This window comes from Cognatishimia sp. WU-CL00825, from assembly GCF_040364665.1.
Taxonomy (GTDB): Bacteria; Pseudomonadota; Alphaproteobacteria; order Rhodobacterales; family Rhodobacteraceae; genus Cognatishimia.
Window position 1 is genome coordinate 1,187,300 of the sequence record NZ_BAABWX010000001.1, and the last position, 26,273, is coordinate 1,213,572.

Genomic DNA, 26,273 nt, shown 5'->3' on the forward strand with positions numbered 1-26,273 from the left:
ATCGATGGAGCGCACGATTGCACGTCTCTGGGCAAAGAAAGCAGTCCCGGGGGGACACAGTCGTATGCCTTCATTGCTTCCTTTGCCCACAGCACCCGTTCCGGGTGAAAGTAGATGAAGCATCCTTGGGACTCTCAGGACTTTCTACGTGGCGCTAAGGCAGCGGGCAGAGATTCCGATACCCTTTCGGCAGCCGCTTCAATCGCCAAAGCAATCAAGCAGGTTTCTCCGAACCTGCCCGTCATTTTCTCGCTTTCACACCTAGCTCATTTGGTCGATGTGTCGCCGAAAAGCCTGCGCCCGATAGTTGATAGGATGAGCGACCCATATCGCCATTTTCGGCTTCGAAAGAAGAGCGGCGGCAAAGGTAGTAAAGCTCCCAAACGGCGCTTTCGTGATATCTATGCCCCCCAACCCCACGTTCTCCGAACTCAACGGTGGATCGCACAGAACATCTTGAATTCGATTCAGCCACACCCGTCGAGTTTTGGCTTTGCGCCCGGAAGTGACATGCTCGGCGCAGCAACATTGCACTGTGGCTGCGCTTGGTTGTTGAAAATGGATGTAAGCAATTTCTTTGAATCTATCTCCGAGCGCCAAGCCTATTGGGTATTCAGGAAATGTGGATACACAGCTCTGCTATCATTCCAGCTCGCTCGCCTCTGCACTCGCTCTGTTGACCGGAACCACTATTTTCACTTGAAAGAGACCAAGTATCCGCACCCGATTGCCACCGAGGGATTTCTTCCTCAAGGCGCTCCAACAAGCCCAATGCTTGCTAATCTCGCTGTGTATTCACTAGATGAAAAACTGAAGCGAATTGCAGACGATTTCGGGTGGAAATACTCCCGCTACGCTGACGACTTGGCTTTCTCAACTGATCAGAGTGCATCACGAACTGACGCGCTTAGACTCAGGGGGATGGTAGAAGGTGCACTCAAAAACATCGGTCTATCTGAAAACTCCAGCAAGACGCGGATCTCACCACCCGGTGCAAGAAAGGTCTTGCTTGGAGTGCTAATCGACAGGGACCGCCCGCGCCTCACAAGGCGGTACAAAGACAACATCGAAACGCACCTTTATGCACTCAATCACGAAAAAATAGGGGTATTGGCGCATCAGTCCAAACGTGGCTTTAGCTCAGTGACTGGCATGCGCCATCATGTCAGGGGGCTAATTTCGTTCGCTTATCATGTAGATAAAAACTACGGCAAAAAACTGTATGCTGAGTTTAACAAAATAAGATGGTAGAAGCGGATTTGCTACCTGAGGCGGTCAAGCCACGAGCCAGATAGGCGTGATGTCGCCTCGCGATTTCAAAGATAGTGACTATACTCCAGGGTGAGAAGGCGGAGAGAACCCGCTTAGCCCATCAAGCGAAGGGCCACTTGTAGGCGAAATGCTTGGAGTTGCAACTGCCTGAACCGTGGCGTCAACCTGCGCCGCTGGATGATCTCCGGGCAGACGTTCTCGCACGGCCTCTGGCATGTTTTTAATCAGTCGCGCCTGTAGCTCTTCCAGCTCGGCTTCGGTGATTTCGCCTTCGACCAAGGCTTCACGCGCTTCATCAAGTTGTTGCTGATAGTCGAGCAATATCTCGCGCTCTTGTTCAAGTTCGCTCTCTAGGGTCAGCAATGGCGCATATTCTTCCCAGCGTGGGATGCTGTCAGGAATTTCAGCCGGATCAAGTTCATTAAAACCGACTTCGACACCGAATTCATCGAATACCTGTGTGCCGTCTTCCGTTTTAAACACACGACGACCATCATCCATGACGAAAGCCTGGGCGAGCATGGCATCCATTTGCGCACGCACCCGAGTAAGCTCGCGGGTGTTTGTCATTAGCGCATCAACCGTGGCCGCATCGTAGGTGGTTAAATCGGCTTCGAATGCAGCAATCTGTTGAGCCGATGCAGGTGGTGACGACGCAACGGCCATCGCCATAACACTCGCGGCTGCCTCAGATTTGTCGTCCAGTTCTTCTTTGCGCTCACGGTCGTGACGTTGGCGAATGACGTCTCGCTTGCGGCGTTTATCGGCCTCGATCCGTTCCCGGATATGAGGTTCGTCCGCCAATCTTGATCTGTCAAACGCCTGTCTTAACATTACTCCCTGCTTCCTTGTTCGCCGCATTCTTCCCGGATCAGAGCATACATCAACGTGCTGACCTGCTGATCGGGATGCTGCTCGAACCAATCCATTTGAGCGTTGAAGCGCACCCGCTGATCTGAGCCAAGATACCAGTCCCAAATGCACTGCATGCCGGTATCGTCTCTGTCATCTGCCAACCAACGGGCAAATGCCAATCCTTCAACCACACCGGAAACGTAGTGAAAACGCTCCTCAGAGGACAGGTTTTCCAAAACTTCACCGGCAGTCAAAGCGGCTGCATCCTTGCCTCCGGAAAGAAACGCCACACTTGCCAGTATCATCGCAGAAAGTGGTGAATAACTGGTTAATTTTACAGTATTTTTACCCAACATTGACGTTCGTTACTGCTATATTTGCATTTCCGAACTTGAAAAAGGTACAATAGATACAGAAATAGTGGAATATCAGGAACTTGCCCCAATTGAGGGCCGGTTCCAGCACCCAGAAACGGAGAGGAACGTTTTTGTGACCTTGTAGGTCGCAGTTTCCCTGGGGTGCAAAGAATGAACAACATGAAAATCGGGTACATACGTGTGAGCACAGAAGAGCAGCGGGAAGATCGACAAGTCGATCTGCTTTTGCCTATCTGCGACGAGATACACGTGGAAAAGCGTTCTGCCGTGGGGCAGTCGCGGCCCGTCTTCGAGGCTGTTCTGGACAAGCTGAACGCGGGTGACACATTGGTCGTCTGGTCTTTGGATCGGGCCTTTCGCTCTGCCCGCGATGCACTGAACATCGAGGCGCAGTTGAAAGATCGTGAAGTTGCCCTGCGGATTGTATCGCTCGGCGTCGATACCGCGACGGCAGACGGAAAACTCGCCTTTACCATGGTTGCTGCCGTTGCCGAACACGAACGAGCGCGTTTGTCGGAGCGCACGAAACAAGGGCTGGCCGTTGCCCGCAAGAACGGAAAACACCTCGGTCAAAAGCCAAAAATGACGCCTGAACAGGCCCGCGAAGCCGCCCAAAGACTGGCGGATGGCGAAATGGTCAAAGACGTGGCTTGGACATACCGCGTGCATCCGCAAACTCTGCGGCGGCATATCGACAAACTCCCGACCTAAAACAAAATCCGCCTGCGATGCGCCGGAGCGCCCACCCTGATTGCGGCAAACCTACGTCACCCCATGAGCAAAGGAGTGGTGATATGGAACTTCTGAAAATCCCTGCGAAAGATGATCCTGAGTTCGAAGAGGCCATCTCGGCTGTCGTCAACGGTGCGGATGTGTTTCGTACGGTTTCCGGCAAACTGATCAACGAAGGTGCTGACCCGAAACAGCTTCTCGAAGAGCACCGCGAAGTGCTTGCGCATGCTGAGCTTGCGGTCCTGAGCTGGCTCAGTCACTTGCAAAAGCGCAAAATGAAATGATCCTCTGGCACAATTGGCCCAGCCGAAACCGCCTGACGTTGGAGGACGTCAGGCGGATTTTCGTCATAGTTCAGCTTTCATTTCATTTGCGGTCGGGTGCCGTTTCAATTGGCTCATAATCCCTCGAACAAGTCGCCCTGTTTGGAAAGACCATCCAGCGTTCTGAGGTTCGCAAATCCATTCACGATATGATTGAACTTGAGACTGATCGCCGTGTGGATGTCGGCGCAAGCGCAACCAAGTAGGGCGTCGTCATTTTGGCGAAATGCCCGTAGTTCGCGCGCGCATCCCCGGTAACGAGAAATATCCGCCCGAAGTTCCGCAAGCAATTTTTTCCGCAACACCGCGATTTCAATGCTCCGTTTGGGTTCCGCCTTTGCATTAAGCGTGTCGATCTCGTCCGCCAGAAAGCCCCGATAATCACCGGTTTCAACATATGTGAGAATAGCTTTAAGAGGCGGAATGTCTCCGCCCAGATGATAAAACCACGGATGCCCGGCGCTGTAACCTTGATGGGTAAGATAATTCATGCTCCCCCCCTCAGCTTGCGCGATAAATCAGGCGTTCGCCTGCAATCTCGATCTCGGAATATTCAATCGCCAGATCACGAGCGATGGCGTCATAGTCGATGTAAAGCTGAAACTGCTCGGACACGTCACCAAACAATCCATCATCCACAAACTGCTCTGCCAGCTCCCGCATGCTGCCGACCCAGTAGACATCAATCCTTGAGTCAACGCCTAGCTGATGCCGCGATGCAATTTCAAAACGCCCAATCTGCACAACACCGATTGGACGCAATGATAAAAGGCCACAAGATCGCGTTGGAGATTGCGGGCAAGGTTCATGAGCACACCACCTATCACCAAGCTGTAGTTGAGAACGAGTTCGGTGGAACCGAATGGCGCGGTCAAATAGCTCGAATTCTCAACGCTCTAGAGTTCACTGCCGGTGACGGTCACACGCGTGAGGAGTGGCTAAACCGAGCTCATCGCCTTTTCAGCGTCTATCTCCGTCCAGGAGGCCGAACGATGGCGCAGATGTTACGAAACGAAGCCAAACTAGATTCAATTCTCGGAGGATCGGAGAAGGCAAATCTATCGGCAAGAACAATACACTCGGTAAAAGGCCTCGAATTCCCAGCAATTTGTGTTGTTCTTACGTCATCCAAAGCAGGGGGCATCATAACCCACTTGGAGAGCGAGCCTGACCAAACCAACGCAGAAAGCGCTCGGGAGTTTTACGTAGGTGCTTCGAGAGCTGAAAAACTGTTGGTTGTCGCTTGCCCTAAAAGCCAATCCAAGCGTCTATCGACCCACCTGGCCACTTCGGGAGCCAAATGCAAAACGATCGAGATATAATTTGCTTACACGGGGGATCAAACGGGGGTATCTATTTACCCCCCTTGCAACCGGTCACGTAATACGGGACACAGCTTGCCTTAGCATTTTCAATGCTATTTTTAGCATGCGACGGTTCCCCAGTGACCTGACTTGAAGCGTGTCAGCGCACAGCTCGCGTATCTTCTTCTTAGCTAAATTCTTTGCAACAGTTGGGCTGCCACGCTGACTGCTTGGCGCATGATCTGGATCGAACTCCGCTGGGGCCACCGGCCTCATCCTGAAGCAATAGAAAAGGCCGAGAAACGCCCATTTCTCAACCTGAATACCACCAAATCCGAACCGGTTCTAAGGCTAGCAACGCGCGAATCGAAGAAGATCTGCGCAATTTGAAGCTTGTTTGAAACGGACCAAATACGAACACTGCAATCGTCATGAGCGGCAATAACGTAAGTCCCGCAGGAACTAAAGGAAACTTGCTCAATAGCTCGGTTCTTAACAGACAAGTCCATGATCACTTCGCTGGTGGTGGTACTCCAAACCCTTACTCTGCCATCCAGAGTTTTTGTTAGAAATTGTTTACCTTGAGAACCGAATTCCGCATAAGCCAATTCTCCGTCATGAGGAATTGGTTCCGCTATCAGATCTCCGGTGCGAACATCCCAAATCCTCGCAAAACCATCAGAGGAAGAAGTAATTAGATTCTTGCCCTCTGAATCAAAGCGTGCCGAGAACACCCAGCCGTCATGAACGAGTGGTTTCACAACCTGCCCCCCGTCATGTGCATCCCAAATACGTACAGTCTTGTCCCACGAGGCCGAGGCCGCGAATTCACCGTTGGTATCAAAACATACAGAACTAACATAAAGACGATGTCTATATGGCTGGCAGATCATTGAGCCGTGTTTGGTATCCCATAATCGAACTGAATTATCGTCGGAAGCTGTCAAGACACGTTCACCATTAAGGCTTACCGCAACATGGGTTATCAATTCGTCATGGTTCAGAACTTGTTTAGGAGCGGTGCTTCCAAAGGAATCCCATACATAAGCGAAGCGATCATTTGATACGGTTACAACCACGTCGCTACTTGGAGCAAATACGGAATCCTGTACTGAGTAGTCATGTTGTATTGGCTCTGCAACAGGCCTACCAGTAGAGATATCCCACACATGCATGGCACCGTCGGCCGAACCTGTTATGATCTGCTTCCCGTCTGAACTAACATCAATGCAATTTGTCAATCCATCCTGACAACTAGGTTCATTAGAAATGGGATGAACGGCAACATCCCTTATGCGAACTGTACGATCCACTGACGCAGTAGCTACTCTACCTCCGTCTCTATCGAATACACCGCTTTTGACGCTTGCTTCGTGCCCGCTGTATGCAGCGCAAATCTCACCCGTTGCAGCTTCCCAGATTTGCGCTCCGCCCTCTAGGGTTGTAGTCAACACTCGACTATTATCGTGGTTGAACGTCGCGTAGTGGATTTCTTCGGAACTATGGCTCAGCTTTTGGAGGGGCGCTCCACTGTCGACATCCCAAATTCGAGCTGAACCGTATTCCAAAGATACCACCACTTTTTGACCATCTGAGCTAAACGTTGCATCAATGGCTTCGTAGTCAAGAGACTTTGGTTCATGCGCCCTACTGCCTTCTCGCAAATCCCAGATATCGGCCCCGCCTTCTATTACTACCGTCAAAACTCTTGTACCGTCAGGACTAAATTCCGCCTTGGTTACCTCTTGTTCATTTGGGCATAGTTCGAGAAGCATCGCTCCCTCCGACACGTCCCATATTCTTGCGAGACCATCGCCAGAAGCAGTTATCACTTGACTTCCATCGTCGTTAAATTCTGCACAATTGATATGGCTTTCGTGTGAAAGGGAATCGTGAAGGCACTTTCCGGTGATTGCGTCCCAGATTTTTGCTATTCCATCGGACGAAGCCGTAACTACTTTGTCGCCGTCGCGGTTAAAGCGGATGGTGCTGATAGCTCCATTGTGACAAAGCGGCCCAACAACCGCTTCACCAGTGGATGCATCCCAGATCCAAGCACTTCCTGCCGCTGACGCAGACGCCACTCTCGATCCAGCTCTGTTAAAAACGGCAGCGTTGACCGGGCCATCGTGTCGCAGAGGTTCAAACACTTCGGCACCGGTGATCGAGTTCCAAATTCGTACGGTCGCGTCCCAAGAAGCGGTCAGCAATCTAAGGCCATCAGCGGAAAAGATGGCCGTGTGAACAACGTCATCATGTCCTACAAGTCGAAGACCATTGGAGGCAATCAAGGGGGCACCAAACTGAAATTGGATTGGCCAAAAATCCGGGTCGTTTCGCGTTGCAGTTAGGAGCCTACAAATTTCTTCGGACTTTCCGCGTTGAAGACGACCTTGCAGTTGATGGGCTAACGACTCAGGGGATTTTCTTAGTATGTGCGAACAGGCATCGATGGCTCTGCGAACCAAGCTTGCTTCCGGGCTCAGATAGTTGGTGTAGAACGAGCCTTGCAACTCCGAAACGCCAAACATCCGGAGCTTGGTTCGTATCCAATCATAGTTCAGCCTTAGTTCATTGGCCGCCTGAAAGTCATGGGTCTGCTCAATGTGGTAGATGAGGTTTTTCCAGCCATAAACATGTGAACGGGGTAATGTATGCCAGCCATCAACGCAGTGCATGTTGATTGATGAAAGTAACGCCCGATGAATTGCTTTTTTCTGTTCTTGCTCTGGAAATCTCTCTCTGAAGTACGCAATAAGCACATCGTGAATTTGGAGCGTTTCAGCTCGAGCGTCGAAATCTCGAAAAAATGACAACCGATGCAGGGCGCTACGAATTGTGTTTGCTTTGAGGGCTTTGATCGGTGGCCGACCTTCTGCCGAAGCCTTAGAAACCTGTCGCCAATACTCGCTGATGACCGAAAATGGAATATCTGTGTCTTCGGGAAAGACAGCTAATGACAGCGCAGCGAAGCGTGAAGTTTCATCAGGCAGAGCGTCCAGACCAGCTTTTATGCTGTAGCCTATGAGCTTTCGACGCTTCGCAAGTGAATCCTCTGAGTCTGTTTCGTCGTCCCATCCCAAAATGTCATCAAGTTGAGCGTAATTTTCAAGTTCTGCCAGAATGGTTGACCATCTTGCTCCATTTTCATGTCTGACCCGCGCCGTCGCATTGGCTAATCGCAGCAGTAGCGCCCAACCGGCAAACAAGACTGAAATCTTACGCAAGCGCTGCTTATGGATCGGCTTAAGGTGCAGCAATCCGTGAGCAAGTAGGTCAAAGGAAGCATCTAACGATAGACTCTTCACTGCCACTGTTTTTTGGATTTGGGGATAAATGCTTCGAATTCTCGTCGTTGCCAGCAGGGACACATCTTCACGGAGATGTTCAATCCAACTAGCCTGCGAATAAGTCCACAGATCATCAGCTATCAGCAGGATTGGTTTGTCCGGCAATTTGTCGATGAAGCTGGCCAAAAGCGTTGCATCGGTTTGGGGGTTCAGGGTTGGCTTAACTTCCGGTGGATACTGCCGCGCCAACATGCCATCGATGGCTTCTGCTAGCGTGTATTTCCGTCCGTCGCTGTCTTTGGCTTCGCTTTGCGCCAAACCAAATTGCAGCCAGTAGATGCCACCCGAAAATGCCGTCTGAACTTTCTCATCCAAGCAAATTTCTTCGGCTATGGCAGTTTTCCCATAGCCACCGGAACCCTGTACTTCGACTGTTACTGCGTCAGATTCGTCCTCTCGAGACAGAAGAGCTGTCTTTATTTCCTCAAACTCAGGCCGCTCAGGTTGATGGCTATCGTCCAGTTTGAGGTGGATTGGGTATGACGCAGGAAGTTCGCTATCTGGAGTTTCCTCGAAGACCGGCTGATGAAATTTTTCCTCAAAGGTTCTATCCCAGATTCTAGAATCAACAATCGAAGCAAATTTTTTGCGCTTTAAGTCTTTGTGAAGCCGGTAATGAATCGCAAATGCGAAATCTTCAAATCCACTTCGCTTGCTTACTAAGCCATTAATTTTGTCACTATCTATCTTGGCTATTTGCTCCCAATCTTCCTTGGCCTCTAGGCCTTCGACAACCTCATCTTCGACTTCAGAAATCCATTTCTGCCACCTTTGATCCATGCCTTTTTTATTTGAACCGAAAGCAGCGTCTCGGTATTTTCTTGCTGCCAGACCGACTTGTTCTCGATACTCTTTTCCGTCTTCAATCAACTCATCATTCTTATCTACCGAATGACGATCCTGGTTATTCTTAAGAGCTTGCTTAACGCGGTGTTTGAAATCGGCGTATCCTATTACTTTGCAAACTGTCACGACCGATAGCCCCATAATTTCTTTGTTATGAGGAGCTTGCCGTGCTGGGCCTATTTACTCAAGTGGGCGACTGAAAGTTGACTGAATTCTCAGAGACTGGATCTCCTGCGAACCGCTTATCAGTGACCTCGCCAGTGAATTTGTCGCGAATGATCTGGCACGGACCAAGGTTTCTCGGACGAATCCGACCCCGAAAATAGAATGCCTCTGAAGTATGAACTCCAGTTTCGGGGTCAATATACACGGTAGCACCGCCATTTTCCCGGTGAAGCTCATCGTAAACATGCCACTGCATCATCTCCGGACGTCCATATTCATCAAATAGCGTATATGATGGCTTCCCGTTTGGCGGGGCATGCAGGAGACCATTTAATCGCGTGAAACTGGCGAGCGGCATCCCCGTGTCCATATTGTATTTGGTTTCGGTGACAAATGTCTCGGTAGACGCATTGGTGCGTTCATTACTCACACCCAATACTAGCAAGGAAAGTACCAATTTGTCCACAAAAATATATAATTTATAGACACTTACGGACTTCCTGACTTTTCCTGACTTTTCCTGACAAAGCCCGTGAAGCCTTCTGCCTGCCTTCAGTGTTTCATGGCTCATGAGGCCTTGGAGATGTCCAAAATTTCCTGTCACGTACCTCGGGAGCGCGTTCCGAACCGATCACTTAATTGGCAAGGAATAATCCATGACTACGAAACTTATTTACGGCCCTCGGGCTACCGAACTGCGCAAGCCTGAGACAGAGCAGACCTGTGCTGGGTTTGTGCTTGATCTGGGCGGAACCGATATGATGCGCTGTGATGCAATTCAGCATATCATTCAGACTTGGTGCGACGAAGGGGGCGATATTGCGACAGCTTGCGGACGGGTGCTTGATATGGAGCGGGCCGAATACACAGGTGAAGCTAATGTGTACGACACTGACGGCAAGCCGTTGTTCCTGGAACCTGTTGTGCCCCTGATCCGTGTTGAAGACTGCTGGGGAGAGAGCCCCCGCCGCTGCATCAACCATCTGCTTGCAAAACTTGGCCAGACCTCGCAGCGCCGGGTGAGCGGTGCGAACCTCCCCCGATACTTCTGGGTCATGGTCGCTATGCAAATCTTTGATTTGAACTTCAGCTAGATACATGCGCTGGGAGTGGCTCGCGAGGCTTGCGGGCCATTTCCTATTTTCCCCCTCCGCCAAGCCCGTCACAAATCCGCCGGTCTTCCACCTGGGAGACCGGCTTTTCTTTGCGACGGTGATCCCGGCAATTCCAATACATGGAGGTTTCATGCCGGTCTTTATGATCATTCGCGCTCTTCGTCGGCGCAAGAAGAAAAAGGCGAAGGTCAAGCAAGCAACTGAGGCGTTACGGGCAGAGCGTGAGGTGGCTGAGAAGAAAGCTGCTGAGGCTAACCCCAAACCGACACCTGAGTGGGAACAGGTTTTGTTGTACTCGATGATTCAGCATTGCCAGGCCCCGACGGAAGAGGTCATTCAACATAGCTGCGACTTGTTCGTCGAGGAATACAATGCGCCGTTTCGGGCGCGTGAATCCCAATTGACCCATCTCACAATCGAAATCAAAGCCCTGACCGCAAAGCTGCAAGCCATGGTTCCAGATGCTGTGGACAGCGCGCTTGCGGCTCCCATGGAAGATTTCGCTCCACGGTCACATCAGAAAAGGAAGCTCACGTGATAGCCTATCGAACGCCTGACGGCATGGAACAACTGACGCGTGTCGTGTCGGCTGTTTCTCACAGCATGCGTGTTGCGCAACATCGCGCGCGTATCGAGGCATTTCGCCTTGCTATTTTCGGGACCGGCTTTGTTGGTCTCGTCATCGCAGAAACCACTTTGGCCGCGATGATGTTTTCCCTGATCAGCATCGAGATCATGGGAAACGTCGTTACTGGTGCGACTTATGCCTTGATGGTGCCAATTGCCATCGGCGCGGCCCATGTCAAAATCCACCATGAAGGCGACCATTTCACAAAATGGTGGCTGAAGCGCCTCACCAGTATCGGCCTTCTCTTTTTCGCCGTAGGCATTTCCCTGATGGTTGGGTTCTCAGCGTTTCAGGCGGCCCAGGATGCGGTGAGCGTCATTTCGACCGGTCCCACTGGATCACTTGGCACACAGGACATATCCAGCCAGCCCGAAGACAGCGGCGGTATTTCTTCGTGGCTTGCTTTCATCCCGAACAGCCTACTTTTTTTGGGTCTCTCTTTCGGGATGATTATAACTATCTACCTTGCCTCATTCTTTCTTGGAAAGGCGCTGCAAGCTTTCAACATTCTGACGCTTACACCGCGTCCGGGCGGGGAGTTGACCGAGTTGATCGAGAAGATTTCGGTCAAGGTGGATGCCTACAGGATGCTGCGGGACGAAGACGAATTTGCCCGCATGAAACGCCCCTCTGACATGCGCAACAAGTTTGCGCGTGTCGCCAACGCAGCCGCCTGGAACGTCGTTCAGGACAAGAAGTCAGCGGCGCATCGGAAGTTCCTACTGGAGCGCACGCCTGACCCGCTGGCGCAGTCCTATCGCGACCCGGACGCCGAAAGCATTCCCTCCAACTTCAAGACCGAAGCCCACGTTCGTCGGCACCTCGACGGGGAAATGGACGTGCTGCGACAGCACAATATCTTGCGCATCCTGGACGGCTTCCTTCAACCCAAAGGAGAATAAGATGAACTTTGTAAAATCAGTCACCACCGCAATTGCCCTCGCCGCAGCGCCGATGGTTCAAGCGGAAGAACGTCCGCCGCTGACGATCTTTGCCAGCGACACATCAGCTTCCGTGGCTCAGATGTATGATCAGGTGGCCGCAGACGAAGCGGCACGCTACGTCTCGTCCTACATTGCCGGGTTGGACGCTCCCCACCGGTTGGCGATGATTTCGGTCGGTGATGCCGGGTTGGGACATCGCGCGATTGATATTCGCGCCACCGTCACCAACCACCGCGCCACAAATGCCAGCGTCCTTGCCCGACAGTTCGGCAGCTACTTTCAGGCACTGCCGGGGCTTGTTCGCGACGGCAGGCTGAATGCGCAGGGATCAACCTCGCTGATCGACTTTTTCGAGGCGCTTCGTCCGATCTGCGATCAGGGAGATGTGACAATCATCCTGTTCAGCGATGGTGTGGAATCCACAGCGAGTTTCGACGGTCGCGCCTTCATCGAAGGCCGGTTGCGCCTGCCAGAACCACGTGCCGATTTCCTGACCGGTTGTCGGGTTGAAATCCATGGTGTCGGTCAATTGCGTAGCACATCGAATTCCAACGGTCTTGCTGGGCGGCTGCTGCCGCAATGGGAGCGGTTTCTGACAAATGCTGGTGCTGACCCGGTTCTGGTAACCGGCAGCTTCTATTCCTTCTGAGGAGCGCGCACATGGACAATCAAAACAATATGGGTGTTTGGAAGCGCATCTGGCGGATCAACTGGCGCTTTCTTGGCGCAGCGATTGGGCTGATCCTGGGATGGTTCTGTTGGACCAATGCCTCGGTCGTCAACTGGCCGCTTTGGCTATTTGGCGGCATCTTCCTGATTGGCGGCGGCGCGCAGTTCATCAGGACCAGCTTTGAGGCCATTGGTCTGATCATCAGCCTGTTCTCCTGGCAGGGCACCATCGATAAGGCGGCAAAGCCGAAATCCGATCCCAAACCCGTTCGCAGCAAAATGAAGGACGGGGGGATGATCCGGTGAGTGCTCCTTTCGGATTTTCTCTTGGAAAGGGGCCGCGCCAGTCGCGGCCCTTTGTCAATGAGCCTGTTGATCCTGATGGCCAGCGTCTGCTCGGCTTTACTCTGGATACCAATGAGCCACTTTGGGCACCATCTGGGCATAGTTTGCTGTTGGCGGCGGCTGGATCAGGAAAAACAACTTGTGGCGCAATGGTTTGGCTATACTCCTACGCGGCTTCTCAACCGGATAAGGCAATCCTTTGTCTGGACTCGAAGAACGGAGAATTGGCGATCCAGTCAGCTGACATGCTGGCCAAGATGGGCCGCAAGGTCGCTGTCATCGACGATATGAGCGTGTGGACCGATCTGGATGCCTATCGCATCTCTCTGAATCCATTTGGCGCGGCTGTCTCTACTTATGAGCGCGATCCGCGCGACATGATCTTCACGACAGAAAACATCACATTCGCCACCATAAAAGAACCTCCTGATGGTGATGCAAAAAATCTCTACTTTCGGGCCTGGCCGCGCAATCTGATTGAATTCTGCATACTATTGTATGCAAAACGTCACTTGCAGCAGGTGATCCCCGGCGGTGTCAGCATGCTTTTGGGTAACCAACAGATGTTGCTGCGGTTTGCGGCCATTGAGACCGAAGAAGGCGATCCTTACCTGAAGGGCCTCGCGCAAAGCATTCTGGCGATGTCATCGCACGAACACTGGCCTCAGCACGTCGAAGAGGCCCAGAGGGCGATGAAAATTTTCGCGCCCGGAACCCGCCTGCACATGGCGGGTCGAGATGCGACGATCAGCCATGAAGAATTGATCCGAGAGGGCTACGTAATTTTCCTGGTCGGGCCGCAGGCTTTCATGAACCGGTTGGGTGTTTATTACGCTCTACATATGCTCGCGTTTGCTGAAGCGCTCTACAACGATGCTGGCGATTTGCGGATCATCGCAGATGAATTCACGAACTGCCCACTGCAATCATTGGTGGAAATGCTAACCACCTTGCGTGGCTTCGGGGCCGAACTTCACATGATCGCTCAGTCCAGATCGGAGATTGTTCGGCGTTTCGGCGAAAGGGAGGCGGAAACCATCGCGGATAATGCCGTTGTGCAAGTCTGGTATGGGGTCAGTTCGCTCAAAGAAGCGCAGATGATCAGCGACATGACGGGCGAAGAACTTGCGCTCTCAACCTCGCTAGGGCGCAGCGATGATCTGAAACTCAACACCAATATCAGTTTGGTTAAACAGCGTATCCTGTCACCCGCCGAATTGCTGGCCATACCGCGTGATCAGCAACTGATCTATGTGAAAGGCATCGGCCTCATCCTTGCTCGCAAGGTGGGCATGCAAAACGTTGATCCATTCTGCCAGCGCGTCGGAATCAACAAGATCGAAGGTGGTACGCTGCCTGCCGATCCATGGATCACTTTCAAGTTGAACATGGGAGATGCGTCATGAAGATCGCCACGATGTTCATTTGGATCGTAGTGCCGTTTCTGGCGATTGCCGCTCATAACAGCTTTGGCAGCCCGCACATGCTGTTCAGCTATACGTTCCTAGATAATGGTGATCGCCACAATCTCGCGGTGCCCGGTACTTCCGATCCTGCACCTATTACGGTTGGGGGTGGCATGAGATGACCGTTCCCGCCCAATCCGGTCGGTGTCGTTTGGTTCGGCTGTTTCATCTGTCTAGCGTTTCGAGTTCACATTGAGCCGCTTGTTCGCTGTCTCTCCCTGCGGTCGAACGCGAAAAGCGGCGCTGCGTGTTCAGACGTAAACTCGAAACGCTTTAATGAACAGATGTAAGTGACTGTACCGCCAGCGTCTGGCGCACGCGATGTTTGAGCCCGAGGCAATCTGCGAGATTGTTTCGGGCCACGCGTTTTAGGCAGGACAGGATCAAATCCTGCTTCACTTTCCCGCCTGCAATCAGCCCGTCGCAATGATCACGGTCTGCCATGGTGATCACATCATAGGGGGCAATCGCCTCCCAGAACACGATGTAATCCAGAGGCTCCAGCCATTCTTCAACCTCTTGAATGTCTTGGAAAATTACCATGCCTTTAGTGTGCCACATCGCGTTTTCGAAAAGCAAATTTCTGCGGCATTGGAGAATGCGGTGATGGATGAAGACCTTCAACTAGGCGTAACCACGCTGTTTCGGGATGCCACCAAACAAAACCTGATGTCGGCGATCAAAACCCCACAGGATTGGAAGCGTTTCAACGATATCCAGGCCAAGGCGGAAGAGCGCGAACAGGCTGAAATGGCCGCATTTGAGCGTGATCGGCCTCAGCTATTGGCGAAGGCAAAAGCGCAGATCATCGCAAAAGCCGGATCAAAGACGCATGAGCATCCCGCGCCTTTTGGCATCGACCGTATCAATAAATCCAACATCGACGCTGAGGCTGCCCAGCAGATTGAACGTGCCCACCAAGGTCGTCTTCTCAAAATCCGCGAAGACGAAGCGCAAGGGTATTCGGAGCTAAAGCAAGACATCCGCGCGCGAGAAGGCGTTCGTGACATGGCACGTGATGCCTTTGCCCGTTCGGCTGACCGTCGCCGTGCGGGGCCGTCTCGCTAGCTACGCCGGGCCCCAATCCAATGCCAAACTCCAATGAAAGGACAATTCGATGGCACAGGAATATATCGACCCAAAACGCCAGGCAGCGCGTCAAAGTTTCACCGGAAGCCGTGTATCGGAAAGCCAGTTTGAAATGGCCCAGAACCTCGGCAGCGTAATACATGCCGGAATTTGGAAGGATGGCGATTTTTTCGAGCGCCTGAAGAAGTATTCTGAAGCCTTTGCAGACACCCAAAAGTTCGACGAGAAACGGGCTGAAATCATCATTCGCGACGTCTACACAGCCTATCACGGTCATAGCATGAATGCCCTGCGAGAAGAGTTGCGTAACAATCGAGCGGCGCTGCAAGAGGCTGGTGAAGACGTAGCTCAACCCCATGTTCAGGCGGTCAAACACCATATCAAAGACGGAAAAACAATGTCCTATGGGGCGGCGCTAGACACCCAGGCGGTGGCCATGTCACGGCGTTTTCGCATCACTGAAAACACCGCCATGTCGATGATGCATGAGTCTAACGAGCGCGAGACTGGCCGTAGCTTGTCCGAAATCGGCAAGGAATTGGAAAATCAATATCACAGGCCGGTTCGCGACGCCGAACGTGCTGCCCGTCAAACAACGCGCAGCCAGATACAGCGCTCCGGCCCGAGCCTGTAACTCCAGAAAATTCTTGCCTGAATTGGGAATATATGCCTATAGTGTTCCCTTTTTGTTCGCGCATGCGGCGTGCGTGAACCAGGCAAAGGAGACCGCGATAGAAAGAGAGCAGATATGAAAGATACAAGACCGCCCAATACCATCCCCAACCCTGACACCATGTCATCGCAGCCTTCCTTGCGTTTCGATGTGAACGATTGGTTGCCTTATATCGAAGACGAAAACGCCACCTATGAACAGAAGGTCGAGTTGATCGAAACCCTTTGGTCCATCGTGATCGGGTTTGTCGATCTCGGCTGGGACATCAAATTCAACCCCGAAAGCTGTGGAGAAGACGCCGATCTCTACACCTTGCTGACCTCCGGCATGGTATACTTTGAAGAAGCGCAAACAGATAAAGCGGAGGGGCGCGATGAGTAATACAACTGCCAAAGCCGTCATTTACTGTCGCGTCTCTTCAAAAACGCAGGAGCAAGACGGCCATGGACTCGAATCTCAGGAGGTCCGTTGCCGTCAGTTTGCGTCCGCCAAGGGACTCGAAGTGGCCGCCGTCTTTCCCGACACAATGACCGGCGGCGGTGACTTCATGGCACGTCCCGGCATGGTGGCATTGCTGAGCTTCATAGATGCGCAACCCCATGAGCGCTTCGTAGTGATCTTCGACGATCTGAAACGCGCCAGTCGCGACACGCGTGCCTTCCTTGACTTGCGTGATGCCTTCCGCTCACGCCGCGTTCAGGTCGAATGCCTAAACTTCAAATTTGACGACACGCCAGAGGGCGAGTTTATCGAGACGATCATGGCTGCCCAGGGTGCGTTGGAGCGCAAGCAAAACGGGAGACAGGTGGCGCAAAAGATGAAGGCCCGCATGCAATCGGGATATTGGATTCACACCGCGCCGGTTGGCTACAAATACCAGACTGTCAAAGGTCGCGGGAAGATGCTCTTCCCGGATGAACCGCTTGCCACAGTCATCCGTGATGCCTTCGAAGGCTATGCCATGGGCCGGTTTGAAACCCAGGCGGAAATCCAGCGCTTTTTTGCAACCTTCCCGGACTTTCCGCGCAACAAGAAGGGTGAAATAACCCGACAGCGAGTTAAAGACGTTCTCATCAATCCGCTTTACACTGGGCACATCTGCTCAGAAAACTACGGCATCGATTGGCTCAAAGGACATCACGATGCGCTGATCTCAGTTGAGACATTCGAGAAAGTGCAGGAGCGCCTGCGCGGCATCGCTAAGGCCCCTGTGCGCAAGAACATTGGAAACGAATTCGCCTTGCGTGGCTTTGTCTGCTGCGCTGATTGCGGCACGCCTCTGCGCTCATCCTATAGCACGGGCCGCAGCAAGTCCTACGCCTACTATCTCTGCCAGACGAAGACTTGTGACAGCTATGGGAAGTCCATCGCGCGCGATAAGGTTGAAGGTGATGTCGGGGCGATGATCAAGACCCTGCAGCCCACGAGACCACTCGTTGCGCTCGCAAAGGCCATGTTCCGCCACGCGTGGGATCAACGCCGTGCTCAGGCCCAAGAGGTTATCAAAACCGGCCAGCACCAACTCAAGGAATTCGAAAAGCAAATCGAAACCCTGCTGTCCCGCATCATGGAATCAACCAATGACACTGTGATCCGCACTTATGAAACCAAGATTGGCGCGCTGGAAAAACAGAAGATCATTTTAGGTGAACAAATGGTACATCAGGCCGAACCGAAAGGAAGTTACGAGGAAAAACTAGAACCGGTCCTCACATTCCTCGCAAACCCTTGGAAAGTCTGGGAAACAGGTCATGTTGCACTGCGCCGCACGGTGCTCAAACTGGCCTTCGCGGACCGCATCCAATATGACCGTTTTGAGGGTGCTAGAACCCCAAAGATAGCCTTACCGTTCAAAGCTTTAGAGAAGATCACAGACCCGAGAGTCTGTTTTGGTGCGGGTGAAGGGACTCGAACCCCCACGCCTCGCGGCGCCAGAACCTAAATCTGGTGCGTCTACCAATTCCGCCACACCCGCACTTTTTCAACACAGCTGTGCAAACCTCTGCGTTGAGCCGCTCTCTAGCAAAGCTCTGAACCGGATGCGAGAGCAAAAATGCAAATTATAGCTCTAAATCACGAAAAACTGCCGGGAGCTGTTCCGGAAGATCTTCCGCGATCAATCCGGGGCCAAATTTCAAGGCACATTCCACATGCAGCCAGGCCGCTGTTTCTGCAGCCTGCATCGGATCAAACCCACGCGCCATCAGCCCGGTGATAAATCCCGCCAATACGTCCCCTGCCCCTGCGGTCGCCAACCAAGGCGCAGACCGCTCATAAAGCGCAGCATTGACAGAACACCGCCCATCAGGTGTTGCAATTACGGTATCCGCGCCCTTGAACAATACCACACAGCCCGCCCGCTTGGCCGCATCCCGTGTCGCGTCCACTTTGGAATAAGCCGGCCCCTTGTCAGGCACTGCCGCCAATTTTTCCGCAATATCCGGAAACAAGCGCGCAAACTCACCGGCATGCGGCGTCAACACACAGTCTTTGTGCAACAACGCAAACAATGCACCCGGCGCATCCGCAAAGGCCGTCAATGCATCCGCATCCAACACTGTAGGCCGGGCTTTCAGCCCGGCTTCCAAGGCGGCTACAACCAAAGGCTTTGTGCGCCCCAGCCCTAAGGCTGGCCCAAGGCACAAAGCGTTTATGCGACTGTCTTTAAGAGCCAAGCTTAGATCATCAGCCGTTTCAATTTCCTTAAGCATAATCGCCGTGAGCTGCGAGGCTGCTTCTTGTTGAGCTGAAGGAGGCACTCCAAGCGTAACCAGACCTGCCCCAATCCGCAAAGCCCCCCGCGCCGCCAACCGCGCGGCCCCGGTTTGACCCGGCCCGCCGGACAGGATCAGCGCATGACCATAAGAGAATTTATTAGGGCGACCTGCTCTCGATTTCTTTGAAAGATGAAACGCGTCTAAGTCACTTGGTGTCCGCATCAATTGCACCACGTCTCGCCATTTCACCGCTCTTGTCGCGCGCCAGTTTTCTGGCAAGCCGATTTCACGGCAAACAACCCGCCCACATGTTTCAACGCTATCATCAAGGACATGGCCAAGTTTTAAGCGGTGAAACGAAACCGTCAGGTCGGCAAAGAACACATTTCCCGACTCGCCAATCCGCCGACCGCTGTCCGAACATAGCCCAGACGGCAAATCAATCGCGACATTATGCGGCCCACCATTTGGCAGACTTTCGTATAGATCTGACCATCCATCTAGCGCCGACAATGGAATTTCCATCTCGCGCGTCAACCCGGTGCCAAAAACCGCGTCGATGACCAAATTGTTGCCCTCAGAGCTCAACCCAGATGTCAAAGCCTTGGCAAGATCGCCTACTTCGCCCAGCTCCAACCACCGCTCATAGTTCACCCGCGCATCCGGCGGCAATTTCCCGGCATCCCCATACAGAAACACCTCAACCGCCCAATCCAGCCCATGCAGCAGCCGCGCCACAACAAATCCATCGCCGCCATTATTGCCCGGTCCACACAGCACAACAGCCCGTAATTTTTGTTCACTTTTCTCCAAATACTCCGGGGGTGCGGGGGCTGGCCCCCGCGCGTTTGACAAGCCCGGCCATTCTGCAAAAATCGCGTCAACAACCCCCTGCCCAGCCCGTTCCATCAACTCTAAACCAGTGACCGCACCGGACTTTATCGCGGCCTGTTCGATGGCACGCATTTGGGCAGCAGTTAACAACTCGGTCATGGCATGATCCTAAAGCGATTCAATTCAGCACAATTTGGCGTCAACATGCCTAATTTTTAAGCAAACCCGCAGAATCCCAACGGCGACACCCCTCCGCGTCATCATAGCCAATTGTGACCGCCGCGCGAAAGTGGGATCAGCACAAAGAACTCAGGCGAGGAGGCCCCCGAGATGAAAAAGATCGAAGCGATCATCAAGCCATTCAAATTGGATGAAGTGAAAGAAGCGTTGCAGGACGTGGGCATTCAAGGCCTTTCAGTGATCGAGGTCAAAGGCTTTGGCCGTCAAAAAGGTCACACTGAACTCTACCGCGGCGCAGAATACGTCGTGGACTTCCTGCCAAAGGTTAAAATCGAAGTCGTGCTGGACGCCGACATGGTAGATCAAGCGATCGAAGCCATCGTTGACGCGGCCAAGACAGACAAGATCGGTGACGGCAAGATTTTCGTCAGCACCGTAGAGCAAGCCATCCGCATTCGGACCGGTGAATCCGGCTCGGACGCCCTTTAAAACCATCTCCAAACGATATCAGAAGGATTAGAAAGCATGAGCGCAGATGCAGTTCTCAAGCTGATCAAAGACGAAGAAGCGGCCTATGTCGACATTCGTTTCACTGACACACGCGGTAAACTTCAGCACGTCACAGTTGACGTTGATCTGGTAGACGAAGACTTCCTCGAAGAAGGCTTCATGTTCGACGGTTCCTCCATTGCTGGTTGGAAATCCATCGAAAACTCTGACATGAAACTGATCCCAGACACCACGTCTTGCTATGTGGATCCGTTCTATGCGGAAAAAACAATCTGCATCCACTGCTCCATCGTAGAACCCGACACTGGTGAATCCTACGAGCGTGACCCGCGTGGCACCGCAGAAAAAGCCGAAGCTTACCTGAAAGCCTCTGGCATCGGTGACGTTGCTTACATGGGTCCAGAAGCCGAATTCTTCCTGTTCGACGATGTACGTTTCTCCAACAGCATCAACAAAGTATCCTACGAAGTTGATGCACAGGACGCGTCCTGGAACACAGACACCGAATACGAAATGGGCAACACGGGCCACCGTCCGGGTCTCAAGGGCGGTTACTTCCCTGTGAACCCAACAGACGATGCGCAAGACATCCGCTCTGAAATGCTGTCCACCATGAAGCGTCTGGGCATGAAAACTGACAAACACCACCACGAAGTGGCGTCCTGTCAGCACGAGCTTGGCCTGATCTTTGACAGCCTGACCAAGCAAGCAGACGAATTGCAGAAATATAAGTACGTGATCCACAACGTGGCACAGTCTTATGGCAAATCCGCAACTTTCATGCCAAAGCCAATCTATGGTGATAACGGCACAGGCATGCACGTGAACATGTCCATCTGGAAAGATGGCAAGCCATTGTTTGCAGGCGACAAATACGCGGACCTATCCCAAGAAGCGCTGTATTTCATCGGTGGTATCCTGACCCACGCGAAAGCGCTGAACGCTTTCACAAACCCATCCACAAACAGCTACAAACGCCTGATCCCAGGCTTTGAAGCTCCGGTTCTGCGCGCCTATTCTGCACGTAACCGCTCTGGTTGTGTTCGTATCCCTTGGACTGAATCTCCAAAGGCCAAGCGCGTCGAAGCCCGTTTCCCTGACCCATCTGCCAACCCATACCTGTGCTTTGCAGCCCTGTTGATGGCTGGCCTTGACGGCATCAAAAACAAGATCGATCCAGGCGAAGCCATGGACAAAAACCTGTATGACTTGCCTGCCGAAGAACTGGCGGACATCCCAACAGTATGTGGCTCTTTGCGCGAAGCGCTGGACGAGTTGCAAAAAGACATGGACTTCCTGACAGCAGGCGACGTCTTCACCAAAGATCAGATCGAAGGCTATATCGACCTGAAAATGGAAGAAGTTGAATTGTTCGAGCACACACCTCACCCGGTTGAGTTCGGCATGTACTACAGCTGCTAATCAGTTGATACAAAACGAAAAGGCGCTCAATCGAGCGCCTTTTTTTTGGTCTGCATTTCCCAAGAACCCTGCGGAAATTTGGCAAATGGGATCAATCCACAGCCATCGCGGGGGCCGCAGCATCTTCGGCATCTGCAGCCACGGTCACATTATAGGTTGTAAACGCCAAATCGCGGATCTCGCGGATCGACTGATACTCGGCGCTGCCAAAAACGCTGTCGACGGCAGCCTTGTCAGGATATTCAACGATAAACACCGTCTTGGCTGGCCGATGACCGACCACAACCTCATTCACTGTGAATCGTTTCACAATCTTGGCCCCTGCCCGTTCCAGCAAGGGACCAGTGACCCGCAAATACTCGGCCAACGCCATTGGCTCTTCTTCATTGATGCTCGTCATCGCGACAACAGTGACCGTCATATTAGACCTTCTTTATAATCCTTTGCGGATCTCTAAGCAGAATAACAAAGGAAATCCATAAACTCAAAAGAGCGTAATCCTATCCTTTTGACAAAGAAAGCCCTAGGTTCACCGGATTGGTATCAGCAAGGCTGCGAATTGGCCCTACTTCAGGGATTGGTGGCTGTCTATTCTGGCGCAAAACCAAAGGGAATACGCCATGCCACGCTGGGCCGTAATATTCACAGATTCAGCTGACATGCTGGATATTCGCGCCGATCAAGCCAAACGCGATGCCCATGTGGCCTATGTGCGTGCACATCCCGAACTTCTAATCGGCGGTGGATTAAAACCCGATGTAAATCAAGACTTTAGCGGCGCGCTCTGGATCGTCAACGCCGCAGAAAAAGCCGATGTCATTAAGCTGATAAACCAAGACCCGTTTTATGTGCCCGCCTATCGCAGCTTTGAAGTTTTCACCTGGGGCAAAATTCTAGAAGACAAATCGGTCACGCTGTAATGCTGCCTTTAAGACTTAATACGCACGTTATCATCGATCCGCACAGCTCTAACGAGCCGACGGCCATCACTCACCCAGCCTAAAGTTGAAAAACCCCCTAATTTGCGATAAAGTTAACGCCATAGTGGGGGGGGGATCACTATGTTGGGAAAAGCACCTCTTAATCAAATTGAATTGTCCAATCTAACGACAACAATGTTTTCCGCTGCGATGGGCAACTCAAGTTGGAGCCACTTTCTGGCTGACTTGTCGGCCATATCTGGCGACATTTGTACCCATATTTTTGGTTATGACACCGAAGCCGGGGTTACGATGGATTTATTGGCCCATGGCTATGATCCAGAATTCCTGAAAACCTATGACCAGCATTTTGCCTCTTTGAATGCCTGGGCAGATGGGTTTTCCAAACATCCAGCCGGGACCGTTGTAGATTGCGAACGCATGTGCACAACACAAAACTTGGTGAAAACTGAGTTCTACCATGACTGGTTACGGCCCCAAGAAGATATCATCCAGGGTGGAGGCGCACTGCTTTTCAAAAACGACACCCGCGTTTTTGCTTTAGGCGGCAATATTCGACTGAAGGATAGCGAAAAACTGAAATCCAATTGGCTGGCGATCGTCGGGCAACTTATCCCGCACATGCAGCAGGCCTTTGAAATCACGCGCGCTCTAGAGGGCAAGAGAATTGACGCAGAGGTCATTGCAAACGAAGGCCTCAAATCTGTCCCTGGCATTATTCTCTTGTCAGAAATGGGACGTATCGTATTTGCAAACAACGTGGCGCAACAAATGCTGGCAGATGGCGCACCAGTCGCCTTTGATAATCACAATCATCTGACCTATGGCTCTGCAGACAGCCAAACAATCTGTGACGTGGCGTCTTTGCGCGGCGCGCTAAATTTGTCATCACCCTCTTTCTCGGACCGGGTGACCGACAGCCGCACTGCAAAAAACTATGATTTGCGCTTTGTCAAATTATCGCCAGACGCAGGTGTCGCCTTCCCTTTTGACACCATGCTTGGCGTCCATTCCCACTGCACAATGCTGATCATAACCGAGGCAAAGCGCCCCTCAACGACAGAGACGCTAAAAGAATCATATGCTCTAACACCCGCCGAAGTCGCTGTCGCGATGTCTTTGGCACAGGGGTTTTCCAGCTCTGAAATAGCCGACCAAAGACAGGCCAGCATTCATACAGTGCGCCATCAGATCAAAGCCGCGATGGATAAACTATCGGTCCATCGACAGTCAGAATTGGTCTTAAAGGTCCTAAATCTAGAGCCCTAATTGGCTGACTTAACGATCGATCTGATGCAGCGCCATGTCGAGCTCTTTACCCAGGCCGGAAAACCCCGCCGACCCGCCGCGCATCCAAATGATAAGCAACGGGGCCATCCTGATTTGCACCCACCTAAGTTGCGCGTCAGCCCCCTTCCGCGACCACCTTTCGCGCCTCCAAAACCCACCACATTCGTCGGTGCATTCTGACAGCGCCTTCTCAATTGCCAGCACCATCTCCTCAGCGTTGTCCGGCATTGGGATTTTGGGGGCCGGCGTTCGAGCAACTCTGATCCCCGACAGAACCCGCTTCAATCTGGTCAACGCACGGCTCAGCTTTCTTCTCCATGCAGCCTTGATTTCGCGGCCTGCTTTAACGCGTTCACCAAGTCTGGGTTGTCACGTTTCCAGGTCAAATAGGCGTCATAAGCGGTCCGATTAACCGCAGCGCGTTCCGGTGTCGTAAGTCGCTTAAATTGATCAACATCCATATTGGGTAGAAACTGTAGCTTGGTCTCTAGGTATAGTTCAGAACAGTGATGCATTTCTGCGGGCGTCAAAACCCTGCTTTCGGCCTCAACGGCACACATAAAATAGGCAGTCACAAGGGCCAACGCTTCGGGTCCCATCGGTAAATTCCTCCTCGCTTTTGACAATCTTGCCTTGGATTTGAAACGGCCAATTGAGCATCGCGTTTTGGCAAAGGATTTCATCACCCATTTGGGCTATAAGAGGCAGCCGAATGGTTTCGCCCGCACTTGACTTCCGCCAAGCTCGCAGGCTCTCACCATCCCGTGACTTCTGTGTCCAGCCCCTTGGCCCACAGCGCGTCTTGCCCCAAGTTAGGCGGAACAACGCACAAAGGACGGCGCGGCTATGACGACAGAACGCATTTCATTTACAGGCCATGGTGGTGAAAAACTGGCAGCAAGGCTTGACCTGCCTGACGGCCCGCATCTGGCAACTGTGCTCTTTGCCCATTGCTTCAGCTGTTCCAAAGACATTCCCGCCGCGCGCCGCATCGCTGGCCGTTTGGCTGCCATGGGCCTGGCGGTCATGCGGTTTGATTTCACCGGTCTTGGCCATTCCGAAGGCGAATTCTCCAACACCACGTTTTCCTCTAATGTCGGCGACCTGCAGGCGGCGGCCGCCTATCTGACATCGCGTGGCATGGCCCCAGACATGCTGATTGGCCACTCATTGGGTGGTGCCGCCGTGTTGCGGGCCGCCGGTGATCTGGACAGCGTACGCGCGGTTGTCACCCTGGGTGCGCCGTTTGATCCTGCGCATGTCACCCACAATTTTGATGGCGCATTGGAAACCATCCAAAGGGAAGGCCGCGCCCAGGTCAGCCTTGGGGGCCGACCCTTTGTGATCGCCAAAGAGTTTGTCGATGACGTTTCCGCACAGAATTTGGAACCGGTGATTGGCAATTTACAACGCGCCCTGCTGGTGATGCACGCCCCTATGGACACGGTTGTGGGCATCGAAAACGCCGCCTCGATTTTCACCGCGGCCAAACATCCCAAAAGCTTTGTCACCATGGATGACGCCGACCATCTGATCAGCCGCCCCGAAGACGCTGAATATGCCGCCGAAATCATCTCGGCCTGGGCGGCGCGGTATTTGCACCTGACGCCTCCTGCTCCGCCGATAGGGGCCCCCGAAGGGGTGGTGCGCGTGTCAGAGGCGGACGCAAATGGTTTTTTGCAGGATGTGAATGCTGGCCCCTTCCATCACACTTTGGCGGATGAACCACTGGCCTATGGAGGCACCAACAAAGGCATGACCCCTTATGGATTTCTGGCCTCTGGGCTGGGGTCCTGCACCTCGATGACCATCCGCATGTATGCCCGTCGCAAAGGCTGGCCGCTTGAACATGTTTGGGTGGATACCAGCCACAACAAAGTGCATGCCCAAGATGCCGCAACCGGATCTGGCGACCGGATCGACAGCTTTAAGCGCGTGATCCATTTGACCGGGGCGCTGGACCAAAGCCAACGCATGCGCTTGCTGGAAATTGCAGACCGCTGCCCGGTGCACCGAACGCTTGAAAAATCAAGCCATGTGATCACCGAACTGGCAGAGGCCTGAGGCAACCCTGTCTTGGCGATATAACGAAAAAGCGAGGGGCCAGCCCCTCGCGCTCCCCGGGGTATTTGTTTCAAGCACAAATCTAAGGCAGGGTTTTTACGCCCTCTGTGATGGCCCCGTTTGCGCTGACAAAGCGCAGTTTTCTGCCCTGTTCTGCCCCGT

Annotated in this window: 30 protein-coding genes, 1 tRNA gene and 1 pseudogene; 20 read left to right on the forward strand and 12 right to left on the reverse strand. The window is 52.7% G+C overall.

All coding sequences use genetic code 11. The features are described 5' to 3' along the window. The first annotated feature begins 114 nt into the window (after positions 1 to 114). Positions 115 to 1,251 (forward strand): reverse transcriptase family protein, encoded by a 1,137-nt coding sequence (locus tag ABXG94_RS05875; RefSeq protein ID WP_353532878.1) that lies wholly within the window; start codon positions 115 to 117, stop codon positions 1,249 to 1,251. Between the two features lie 78 nt (positions 1,252 to 1,329). On the opposite strand, the gene ABXG94_RS05880 is transcribed toward ABXG94_RS05875, so the two are convergent. Beyond that, positions 1,330 to 2,106: a hypothetical protein gene (locus tag ABXG94_RS05880; RefSeq protein WP_353532879.1), complete on the reverse strand. Its 777-nt coding sequence runs from the start codon at positions 2,104 to 2,106 to the stop codon at positions 1,330 to 1,332. Beyond that, on the reverse strand, positions 2,106 to 2,483 hold the full coding sequence (locus ABXG94_RS05885) for a hypothetical protein (RefSeq protein WP_353532880.1): 378 nt from the start codon (positions 2,481 to 2,483) through the stop codon (positions 2,106 to 2,108). The genes ABXG94_RS05880 and ABXG94_RS05885 overlap by 1 nt, the downstream gene beginning before the upstream one ends. Positions 2,484 to 2,654: 171 nt before the next feature. Here ABXG94_RS05885 and ABXG94_RS05890 point away from each other — a divergent pair, with 171 nt between their 5' ends. Both ABXG94_RS05890 and ABXG94_RS05895 read left to right on the forward strand, forming a co-directional pair. Next, on the forward strand, positions 2,655 to 3,215 hold the full coding sequence (locus ABXG94_RS05890) for a recombinase family protein (protein ID WP_353532881.1): 561 nt from the start codon (positions 2,655 to 2,657) through the stop codon (positions 3,213 to 3,215). Between the two features lie 83 nt (positions 3,216 to 3,298). Then, positions 3,299 to 3,520 carry a hypothetical protein gene (locus ABXG94_RS05895; RefSeq protein WP_353532882.1) on the forward strand — a complete coding sequence of 74 codons (222 nt, stop codon included), beginning with the start codon at positions 3,299 to 3,301 and terminating at the stop codon, positions 3,518 to 3,520. Between the two features lie 113 nt (positions 3,521 to 3,633). On the opposite strand, the gene ABXG94_RS05900 is transcribed toward ABXG94_RS05895, so the two are convergent. Then, on the reverse strand, positions 3,634 to 4,050 hold the full coding sequence (locus tag ABXG94_RS05900; protein WP_353532883.1) for a hypothetical protein: 417 nt from the start codon (positions 4,048 to 4,050) through the stop codon (positions 3,634 to 3,636). Positions 4,051 to 4,060: 10 nt separating this feature from the next. Further along, positions 4,061 to 4,222: a hypothetical protein gene (locus tag ABXG94_RS05905; protein WP_353532884.1), complete on the reverse strand. Its 162-nt coding sequence runs from the start codon at positions 4,220 to 4,222 to the stop codon at positions 4,061 to 4,063. 53 nt (positions 4,223 to 4,275) lie between these two features. Between ABXG94_RS05905 and ABXG94_RS05910 the strand changes: the two genes are divergently transcribed. After that, positions 4,276 to 4,881, forward strand: coding sequence for a 3'-5' exonuclease (locus ABXG94_RS05910; protein ID WP_353532885.1), 606 nt, complete (start codon positions 4,276 to 4,278; stop codon positions 4,879 to 4,881). Between the two features lie 254 nt (positions 4,882 to 5,135). Here ABXG94_RS05910 and ABXG94_RS05915 read toward each other — a convergent pair whose 3' ends face one another. Then, on the reverse strand, positions 5,136 to 9,185 hold the full coding sequence (locus tag ABXG94_RS05915) for an NB-ARC domain-containing protein (RefSeq protein ID WP_353532886.1): 4,050 nt from the start codon (positions 9,183 to 9,185) through the stop codon (positions 5,136 to 5,138). A 58-nt stretch (positions 9,186 to 9,243) separates the two neighbouring features. Continuing rightward, positions 9,244 to 9,795, reverse strand: coding sequence for a hypothetical protein (locus ABXG94_RS05920; protein ID WP_353532887.1), 552 nt, complete (start codon positions 9,793 to 9,795; stop codon positions 9,244 to 9,246). Between the two features lie 85 nt (positions 9,796 to 9,880). On the opposite strand from ABXG94_RS05920, the gene ABXG94_RS05925 reads away from it, so the two are divergent. The 7 genes from ABXG94_RS05925 to ABXG94_RS05955 all read left to right on the forward strand — a co-directional run bounded on the left by ABXG94_RS05925 (position 9,881) and on the right by ABXG94_RS05955 (position 14,513). Then, positions 9,881 to 10,318 carry a hypothetical protein gene (locus ABXG94_RS05925; protein WP_353532888.1) on the forward strand — a complete coding sequence of 146 codons (438 nt, stop codon included), beginning with the start codon at positions 9,881 to 9,883 and terminating at the stop codon, positions 10,316 to 10,318. Positions 10,319 to 10,469: 151 nt separating this feature from the next. Then, complete coding sequence (locus ABXG94_RS05930) at positions 10,470 to 10,877, forward strand: hypothetical protein (protein ID WP_353532889.1); 408 nt, start codon at positions 10,470 to 10,472, stop codon at positions 10,875 to 10,877. Continuing rightward, positions 10,874 to 11,869, forward strand: a complete 996-nt coding sequence (locus ABXG94_RS05935; protein WP_353532890.1) for a hypothetical protein — start codon at positions 10,874 to 10,876, stop codon at positions 11,867 to 11,869. The genes ABXG94_RS05930 and ABXG94_RS05935 overlap by 4 nt, the downstream gene beginning before the upstream one ends. Position 11,870: 1 nt before the next feature. Then, entirely contained in the window at positions 11,871 to 12,560 is a 690-nt protein-coding gene (locus ABXG94_RS05940) for a hypothetical protein (protein ID WP_353532891.1), read from the forward strand. A gap of 11 nt (positions 12,561 to 12,571) precedes the next feature. Beyond that, complete coding sequence (locus tag ABXG94_RS05945) at positions 12,572 to 12,886, forward strand: hypothetical protein (RefSeq protein ID WP_353532892.1); 315 nt, start codon at positions 12,572 to 12,574, stop codon at positions 12,884 to 12,886. Beyond that, a complete protein-coding gene (locus ABXG94_RS05950; protein ID WP_353532893.1) occupies positions 12,883 to 14,331 on the forward strand; it encodes a type IV secretory system conjugative DNA transfer family protein in 1,449 nt (482 codons plus the stop codon). The genes ABXG94_RS05945 and ABXG94_RS05950 overlap by 4 nt, the downstream gene beginning before the upstream one ends. Continuing rightward, complete coding sequence (locus ABXG94_RS05955) at positions 14,328 to 14,513, forward strand: hypothetical protein (RefSeq protein ID WP_353532894.1); 186 nt, start codon at positions 14,328 to 14,330, stop codon at positions 14,511 to 14,513. Before ABXG94_RS05950 ends, ABXG94_RS05955 begins: the two co-directional genes overlap by 4 nt. Before the next feature lie 151 nt (positions 14,514 to 14,664). On the opposite strand, the gene ABXG94_RS05960 is transcribed toward ABXG94_RS05955, so the two are convergent. Next, positions 14,665 to 14,952, reverse strand: a complete 288-nt coding sequence (locus tag ABXG94_RS05960) for a hypothetical protein (RefSeq protein WP_353532895.1) — start codon at positions 14,950 to 14,952, stop codon at positions 14,665 to 14,667. A gap of 45 nt (positions 14,953 to 14,997) precedes the next feature. Between ABXG94_RS05960 and ABXG94_RS05965 the strand changes: the two genes are divergently transcribed. The 4 genes and pseudogenes from ABXG94_RS05965 to ABXG94_RS05980 form a co-directional block, all read left to right on the forward strand. Then, positions 14,998 to 15,459 (forward strand): hypothetical protein, encoded by a 462-nt coding sequence (locus tag ABXG94_RS05965; protein WP_353532896.1) that lies wholly within the window; start codon positions 14,998 to 15,000, stop codon positions 15,457 to 15,459. Positions 15,460 to 15,508: 49 nt separating this feature from the next. Next, positions 15,509 to 16,114 carry a hypothetical protein gene (locus ABXG94_RS05970; protein WP_353532897.1) on the forward strand — a complete coding sequence of 202 codons (606 nt, stop codon included), beginning with the start codon at positions 15,509 to 15,511 and terminating at the stop codon, positions 16,112 to 16,114. Positions 16,115 to 16,228: 114 nt separating this feature from the next. Beyond that, complete coding sequence (locus tag ABXG94_RS05975; protein ID WP_353532898.1) at positions 16,229 to 16,534, forward strand: hypothetical protein; 306 nt, start codon at positions 16,229 to 16,231, stop codon at positions 16,532 to 16,534. Further along, a pseudogene (locus ABXG94_RS05980) lies at positions 16,527 to 17,501 on the forward strand (recombinase family protein); the annotation flags it as partial. The gene ABXG94_RS05975 and the pseudogene ABXG94_RS05980, both read left to right, overlap by 8 nt. Here ABXG94_RS05980 and ABXG94_RS05985 read toward each other — a convergent pair. The 3 genes from ABXG94_RS05985 to ABXG94_RS05995 form a co-directional block, all read right to left on the reverse strand. After that, positions 17,439 to 17,696, reverse strand: coding sequence for a hypothetical protein (locus ABXG94_RS05985; RefSeq protein WP_353532899.1), 258 nt, complete (start codon positions 17,694 to 17,696; stop codon positions 17,439 to 17,441). The pseudogene ABXG94_RS05980 and the gene ABXG94_RS05985 overlap by 63 nt on opposite strands. A 347-nt stretch (positions 17,697 to 18,043) precedes the next feature. Continuing rightward, a tRNA-Leu gene (locus tag ABXG94_RS05990) sits at positions 18,044 to 18,128 on the reverse strand. A gap of 85 nt (positions 18,129 to 18,213) precedes the next feature. After that, complete coding sequence (locus ABXG94_RS05995) at positions 18,214 to 19,863, reverse strand: NAD(P)H-hydrate dehydratase (RefSeq protein WP_353532900.1); 1,650 nt, start codon at positions 19,861 to 19,863, stop codon at positions 18,214 to 18,216. 171 nt (positions 19,864 to 20,034) lie between these two features. On the opposite strand from ABXG94_RS05995, the gene ABXG94_RS06000 reads away from it, so the two are divergent. Both ABXG94_RS06000 and glnA read left to right on the forward strand, forming a co-directional pair. Further along, the gene (locus ABXG94_RS06000) at positions 20,035 to 20,373 is read left to right on the forward strand and encodes a P-II family nitrogen regulator (protein ID WP_353532901.1); all 339 of its coding nucleotides are present in this window, start codon (positions 20,035 to 20,037) and stop codon (positions 20,371 to 20,373) included. 36 nt (positions 20,374 to 20,409) lie between these two features. Beyond that, the gene (gene glnA, locus ABXG94_RS06005) at positions 20,410 to 21,816 is read left to right on the forward strand and encodes a type I glutamate--ammonia ligase (RefSeq protein WP_353532902.1); all 1,407 of its coding nucleotides are present in this window, start codon (positions 20,410 to 20,412) and stop codon (positions 21,814 to 21,816) included. A 91-nt stretch (positions 21,817 to 21,907) separates the two neighbouring features. Here glnA and ABXG94_RS06010 read toward each other — a convergent pair whose 3' ends face one another. Further along, positions 21,908 to 22,237 (reverse strand): DUF1330 domain-containing protein, encoded by a 330-nt coding sequence (locus ABXG94_RS06010; protein ID WP_353532903.1) that lies wholly within the window; start codon positions 22,235 to 22,237, stop codon positions 21,908 to 21,910. A 199-nt stretch (positions 22,238 to 22,436) separates the two neighbouring features. Between ABXG94_RS06010 and ABXG94_RS06015 the strand changes: the two genes are divergently transcribed. Together ABXG94_RS06015 and ABXG94_RS06020 are read left to right on the forward strand one after the other, a co-directional pair. Continuing rightward, complete coding sequence (locus ABXG94_RS06015) at positions 22,437 to 22,736, forward strand: YciI family protein (RefSeq protein ID WP_353532905.1); 300 nt, start codon at positions 22,437 to 22,439, stop codon at positions 22,734 to 22,736. Positions 22,737 to 22,877: 141 nt separating this feature from the next. Beyond that, entirely contained in the window at positions 22,878 to 24,026 is a 1,149-nt protein-coding gene (locus tag ABXG94_RS06020) for a helix-turn-helix transcriptional regulator (protein WP_353532906.1), read from the forward strand. Between the two features lie 323 nt (positions 24,027 to 24,349). On the opposite strand, the gene ABXG94_RS06025 is transcribed toward ABXG94_RS06020, so the two are convergent. Continuing rightward, a complete protein-coding gene (locus ABXG94_RS06025) occupies positions 24,350 to 24,646 on the reverse strand; it encodes a hypothetical protein (RefSeq protein WP_353532908.1) in 297 nt (98 codons plus the stop codon). Between the two features lie 247 nt (positions 24,647 to 24,893). Between ABXG94_RS06025 and ABXG94_RS06030 the strand changes: the two genes are divergently transcribed. Further along, positions 24,894 to 26,111, forward strand: a complete 1,218-nt coding sequence (locus tag ABXG94_RS06030; protein WP_353532909.1) for a bifunctional alpha/beta hydrolase/OsmC family protein — start codon at positions 24,894 to 24,896, stop codon at positions 26,109 to 26,111. The last annotated feature ends 162 nt before the right edge of the window (positions 26,112 to 26,273 follow it).